A 5,794-nucleotide genomic window follows, 5' to 3' on the forward strand; every position below is an offset into this window, starting at 1 on the left:
CATAGCTTTCGGGCGTTCACTGGCTCGCCGCGTTGCGGCTCGAATTCCCAGTTCACCCTGCCGTCCCGACCAATTTCACAATGCCGGACCACCGAGTGCGGCATGATTGCCGGCCCTCAAGCACAGCTTTCGGGCGTTCACTGGCTCACCGCGTTGCGGCTCGAATTCCCAGTTCACCCTGCCGTCCCGACCATATTCATCAAAAACCGCCTTTTGGCGGTTTTTTTTATTTTGTCATTCAGTGAACTGGCTCGACCAATAGGAGATGGCGTTGATTGTCTATCAATAGACCATGTGGCGCGGTAAGGTGTTTTATTATATTCCGATACGGCACTAGGACCTGGGAATGTGGAATGAAGTGATAAAAGTTTTGGAGACGGATTATGTAATGATTGCTGTCCCCGTTTTTTTAATAGCCCTGTTACTCGAATGGCGTTGGGCGAAAGGGCAAGCTCATAAGGTTTATGACAGCGGTGATTTGCGAGTCTCGCTGGGCGTAATGATCCTTACCGTTGCGATTGACGTCGCCCCCAAAATTTTGGCTTTAATGTTGATGTTTGTCTGCTACCAAGCATCCCCTTTCAAAGGGACTATTTCAACAGCATGGTATTGGTGGATTACCCTCTTTTTTCTGGATGACTTTATTTACTATTGGCACCATCGACTCAATCATGAGGTTCGTATTCTCTGGGCAGGCCACGTTCCTCATCATAATAGTGAACACTATCATTTTGGTACGGCGCTTCGACAAGGCGTATGCGAGCGGGTTCTAAAGTACTTCTTCTGGATGCCTCTACCTTTGCTGGGTTTTCATCCTCTCATGGTTGTGAGCATGCTAAGCTTTAGCTTGATTTATCAGTTCTGGCTTCACACTCAGAGTGTGAGCAAACTGTCTCCTATTCTAGAATTTATATTCAATACTCCTTCGCATCACAGGGTGCATCACGCCTCAAACCCCTGTTATTTGGACAGAAATCACGGAGGTACGTTGATCATTTGGGATAGGTTATTTGGATCCTTTGCAGAGGAGTCAGAAAAACACCCGCCACGATACGGTGTCACGCGGCCCTTGTCGAAACAAACGGTAGTGGCGGCAGCGTTCGAGGAATACTCGCAACTTGCCGCTGATATGGGGAGAGCGAAATCTCTGCGTTATAAACTCGCCTACCTCTTTATGGCACCGGGCTGGTCGCACGATGGGCAGGATAAGCGGTCAAAGACGCTTCGGACGCGGATTTTGTGAGCTCGTAAGCGCAGGTGAGCGACATGGGGTTGTAAATAGACCTAAATCACTCGCCCCAAGGTCACATCGCCCTCGATCGTGGTGCGATTGATCAATCGCCGCACACCGGGTGCCGTGCCTGTTGTGCAATGCATGGCACGCCAATTGTCCCACAACACCATGTCGCCCTGCTTCCATTCGTGAAAGTAGGTGAATTCAGGCTTTTTGGTGTGTGCGACTAGGCGCTCGAGCAGCTCGATGGCTTCGTCATTACACAAGCCTGCATCGTGGGGTTTGATAACTCGGTCTAGGAATTGCTCGACAACCCCCAGAATCTTGCGGCCACTGATTGGGTGGGCGTAGGCGCCAGGGTAAGCGACATCCGGAAAGTCAGGAAAGTTCATGTCAGAGGGTTTTTTCGGACTGAATTCGCCGGGCTCGTAGCCCTCTAAATCGACGTAGCGCATGTGTCGACGCTGCATACAGAAGGCGTAGGCGAGTTCGATTTTTTCCAGCAGTGCTTTGGTGTCGTCATCCAGCGCATCGTAAGCCTTAGCCAAGTCGCCAAAGCCAGTAAGACCATCGCTGATGGGGAGTTCTATCGCTCTTAGTAATGCTCCCCGATTAGGACGGCCGGTGTAGTGCAAATCCATGTGCCAGTCTAGACGTCCTACAACAGTTTCGCCTTTGTAATGCGCCGTTTGAAAGCGATCATTCGGACCGCCGTTCTCAAGCACGAACAGCTCGGGGTTTGCCTCCGACCGAGTTGCCTTTAGTGGATGCAAGGCTAGCGAGCCGAAGGTTCGACTAAACTCGATTTGACGCTCGGGCGTGATGTCTTGGTTACGAAAGAGCAAGATGGCGTGCTCATTCCATAGGTCGTTCAGTTCTCGGTTGAGCTCAGGTGTAATGGGGTCGCAGATATCGAAACCAGACACTTCGACACCGACATTGTTCAGAGGGGTAACTTGCAGGCTCATAGTATCTCCTAATCTAGTATGCTGGGGTCAAGTCTAAGTTCGCGGCGAGCCATTGCCTCCCAGCAGAACGGGAAGCCATTGATGTCGCTGACGGTAAGCGCTTCAATGACGCTTTCTGGCATAGGCTGGCCGCCTCCGGCTAGACGAACCTCGTAGGCACGTTTACTACGCCACTCGAGGGTGATGGCGCGAAGATGGGCCTGGCGTAAATCTCGGCCAACGACCAGCGAGCCGTGGTTCGCTAAAAGAGCCCATTTGGCGTCGCCCAGTGCTTCGACAGCACTTTGCGTTTTACCTGAGTCTTCAAAAGTGCCTTGGTACTCGTTGTACAGCGGCAGTTCGTTGCCGCAGTAGGCGCCTGCCTGATCGTATACCGGTGGAATCTCATGAAGGTTCGCCCAAATGCCGCTCCAATGTGCATGGTTATGAATAACAACGTTCACATCGGGGCGTGCATTGTGAAGTTGTAAATGCAAGCCTAAGGCGGGGGTGGTGTTCCATTGACTGTCGAGAATGTTGCCCTCGTGATCGAGCGTCACGATATCACTCGCTCGCAGCTCATCCCACGCTAACTCCCACGGGTTTGTAAGGACATTGCCATTGGCTAGGCGGTAGGTGATGTGGCCCGCGATGTGTTCGTTCCAACCTTCTTTGAATAGCATTCGGCACATCAAGGCGACTTTGGCCTTATCCGATAAATTCGGGATGAGCTCACGCTCGCCCGGACGAGGTGCGTATTGGTCTAGCATTGATTGGTTTAAGCCATAATATTTGTCCATTTGTGCTCTCCTTATTATTGGATCTGACGGATCGATACTAGCCTCAAATAAAAAATACGTAAAATCGATATGTATGAAGTAAGATATAAGAAAATTAGATATTTTTGTAAGATGAATAAGCGATTCAAAAACCTTAGAGGTATCGATTTAAACTTGCTCACAGTCTTCGAGGGTATTATGGAGTTTGGGCAGCTGTCAGCTGCCGGTGCGCAACTGGGTTTAAGTCAGCCAGCCATGAGTTCGGCTTTGCAGCGGCTACGCGTGATGCTAGACGACGAACTGTTTGTGCGGACGAAATACGGTATGGTGCCTACCCCCAAAGCCGAAGCGTGGTATGCGGATATCGCGCCGATACTAAACCAGCTGCGTGAAAGCTTTGCTGCAAAGTTTGAGTCACCTCAGACCAGCTCGCGTTGCTTTAGCGTTGTCGCGGGCGATTATTTTGAGACGGTTTACCTAGCACCCTTATTACAGCGATTGCAAACTGAAGCACCCTCAGTGTCCGTTAGTGTTTTCCCCTTATCGGAACAGGGTATACCTCAGGATTTTCGCTACGGAAAGTACGACTTTGCCTTATATCGTTCACCTCCTTCGGGGAGTGGCGTGAGTCATCAAGTGCTGGGTGAAGAAACACTCGTGGTCATGCGCTCGGCGCATCACCCCCGAGTGTGTGGCGGGTTAACTCTGACGGGCTTTTTAAATGAAAAACACGTTGTTATGGAGGCGCCTCGTCACGCGCCCCATGGGCTTAATACCTTGCTACCTGCGCAACCTATTAAGCGCGACATTGTGGCAACTGTAACAAGCTTCAGTGCGGCCGCGTTGATCGTCGAGAGCACCGATGCGTTGTGTACGGTACCCATGGGTCTAGCCTCTGTCTTGAGCCGTCGCTTCGATATTGCGATCGAGACATTTCCGAGCAAACTGGAGCCCATTAATCGAATGCTCGTCTGGCCTTCGGTACTAGAGAAGGATCCCATGCACAGCTGGTTTCGTGAGTTGTTACTAGAAGTTGTTGGGAAGTAAAATCCGACGAGCGCAAAAGGCTTAGTTTTAGGGCCTCGAGCAATTCTTGTACCGCAGAGTGAGCGCTCTGTTTGGTATTCGATCGCAAATCTAAGTAAGCTTCCACGTGTTTCTTAATTGCTTGAGGTGAGTCTTGGCTGAATACGATACGGCAATCATCGGCGGTGGCCACAACGGATTGGTCTGCGCTTTTTACTTGGCGAAAGCGGGTCGCAGGGTTGTCGTGCTGGAGCGGCGCTCTGTCGTCGGTGGTGCGGCCGTCACGGAAGAATTTCATCCGGGATTTCGCAATTCCTTGGCCAGTTACACCGTCAGTTTATTAAACCCACAAGTCATTCGCGACATGGGGTTGAAAGAGCATGGTCTGAGATTCATCAAACGACCGGTTGCTAATTTTTTGCCCATTGATCAAGACCACTATTTAAAAGTCGGGGGTGGGCTCGAGCGGACCCAAGTGGCCTTTGCTCAGCTGTCGGAACACGATGCCAGACGTTTGCCCGAATATTACCGGCGAATCGATGCTGTAGCCGATGTGCTTCGACAGTTGGCGGAGACTAGGCCCCCAAAAATATCTGGCGGTTTATCTGCTTTGTTGAAATTGGCGTGGCAGGTGCGCGATGTGCTTAGAGCCGATCTTGAGGTTCAGAACGATCTGTACGACTTGATGACCAAAAGTGCTCGCTCATTTCTGGATGGCTGGTTTGAAAACGAACACATCAAAGCCGTATTCGGGTTCGATGCTGTGGTGGGCAATTACGCCAGCCCCGATACACCCGGCTCTGCTTACGTGCTTCTGCACCACGTATTTGGCGAGTTGGATGGCGAAAAGGGCGCTTGGGGGCATGCAATCGGGGGCATGGGGGCGATCACCCAAACGATGGCACAGGCCTGTTTAGAGCAAGGAGTGGAAATCCGAACCGAGGCCGAAGTCGTCCGGGTTGTGGTAGAGGGAAAAGCTGTTAAGGGTGTCGTGCTGGCAGACGGGAAGCCGATAAAGGCCAACAGTGTCGCTGCGAACGTCACGCCCCAGTTGCTTTACCAACAGCTAATAGCGCCCGAGTACGTGCCCACTGATTTTGCTCAAAAGATTGCTGCCACGCGCTATGGCTCGGGCACCTTTCGGTTGAATGTCGCCTTGAGCGAGTTGCCCGATTTCACCTGCTTGCCCGGCACTGATCTGCAGGAGCATCATCAGTCGGGTATTATCATGGCTCCGACGCTAGAGTACATGGATCATGCCTTTATGGATGCAAAGCAACAGGGCTGGGCGAACAAGCCCATTGTTGAAATGCTCATTCCATCGACAGTGGATGATTCCCTGGCACCCGCGGGTCAGCATGTGTGCTCTTTATTTTGTCAGCAGTTTGCGCCGACTCTGAGTGCGGGGCAAAGCTGGGATGATCTAAAACCCAAAGCGGTAGAGGCAATCTTGTCTGTCGTTAACTCGTATGCGCCTAACTTCAAAGCATCAATTCTTGGTATGAGAGTGTTATCTCCCTTGGACTTAGAACGTGAGCTTGGGTTGACCGGTGGTGATATTTTTCACGGTGCCATGACGTTGGATCAGCTGTGGGCGGCACGCCCCGTTTTTGACTATGGCGACTACCGTGGGCCTATTCGTGGCCTTTATCACTGCGGTTCAGGTGCGCATCCCGGTGGCGGGGTAACGGGGCTTCCTGGCAAAAATGCTGCTCAGGCAATCATTGGTTAACCGATTAACTGACACAACACGGTCCAGCGAGGGTATGTGTGAACCCCTTTAATGCCGTGTTACAAATGCCCCGTTT

The 5,794-nt window shown here is 51.6% G+C and carries 6 protein-coding genes; 4 read left to right on the plus strand and 2 right to left on the minus strand.

Features of this window, described 5'->3' with window-relative positions; genetic code table 11:
- Both ACTF5Z_RS11060 and ACTF5Z_RS11065 read left to right on the plus strand, forming a co-directional pair.
- Window positions 1-306, plus strand: a 306-nt coding sequence (locus ACTF5Z_RS11060; RefSeq protein ID WP_438985683.1) for a hypothetical protein, incomplete at its 5' end; no start/stop codon positions are given.
- 40 nt (window positions 307-346) lie between these two features.
- On the plus strand, window positions 347-1,243 hold the full coding sequence (locus ACTF5Z_RS11065) for a sterol desaturase family protein (RefSeq protein WP_438985684.1): 897 nt from the start codon (window positions 347-349) through the stop codon (window positions 1,241-1,243).
- A 41-nt stretch (window positions 1,244-1,284) separates the two neighbouring features.
- Here ACTF5Z_RS11065 and ACTF5Z_RS11070 read toward each other — a convergent pair whose 3' ends face one another.
- Window positions 1,285-2,202, minus strand: coding sequence for a TauD/TfdA dioxygenase family protein (locus ACTF5Z_RS11070; protein ID WP_438985685.1), 918 nt, complete (start codon window positions 2,200-2,202; stop codon window positions 1,285-1,287).
- 8 nt (window positions 2,203-2,210) lie between these two features.
- On the minus strand, window positions 2,211-2,981 hold the full coding sequence (locus tag ACTF5Z_RS11075; protein ID WP_438985686.1) for a class II aldolase/adducin family protein: 771 nt from the start codon (window positions 2,979-2,981) through the stop codon (window positions 2,211-2,213).
- A gap of 111 nt (window positions 2,982-3,092) precedes the next feature.
- Between ACTF5Z_RS11075 and ACTF5Z_RS11080 the strand changes: the two genes are divergently transcribed.
- Window positions 3,093-4,007, plus strand: coding sequence for a LysR family transcriptional regulator (locus tag ACTF5Z_RS11080; protein WP_438985687.1), 915 nt, complete (start codon window positions 3,093-3,095; stop codon window positions 4,005-4,007).
- A gap of 133 nt (window positions 4,008-4,140) precedes the next feature.
- Entirely contained in the window at window positions 4,141-5,718 is a 1,578-nt protein-coding gene (locus tag ACTF5Z_RS11085; RefSeq protein WP_438985688.1) for a phytoene desaturase family protein, read from the plus strand.
- Window positions 5,719-5,794 lie beyond the last annotated feature (76 nt).

This window comes from Aequoribacter sp. (genome assembly GCF_965659035.1).
GTDB lineage: Bacteria > Pseudomonadota > Gammaproteobacteria > Pseudomonadales > Halieaceae > Aequoribacter.